The 249-nt window shown below is 60.2% G+C and carries 1 protein-coding gene; it reads right to left on the bottom strand.

Features of this window, described 5'->3' with window-relative positions; translation table 11 throughout:
- On the bottom strand, positions 1-249 hold a 249-nt coding region (locus AC1ECK_RS36740), incomplete at both ends, for a hypothetical protein (RefSeq protein WP_480328216.1).

Raw genomic sequence — 249 nt, 5'->3', positions numbered from 1 at the left:
CGCCACATCACCAGCGACATTCGCCACGTCCTGGTTCGTCTGGAACAGTTGCGCGCCGTTCACTGCGTCAGTGCTCGCGGCCGACAATGTGCCTGCTGTCAGACCAGTGATCTTCGTGCCGCCTGCGCCCTTCAGCGTGATCGTGCCCAATGTCGTGTCGTCATACGCAACGAAGCTGTTCGTCATGTTGCCGCTGCTGTCTACGTTCGCGCCCATTTCCTTGAGCTGTGCCAGGTTCACCGCATCGGT

Source organism: Paraburkholderia sp. SSBN10T, assembly GCF_056619545.1.
Note: the sequence above shows the minus strand (reverse complement) of the source record. Positions and strands in the feature narration are given on the sequence as shown.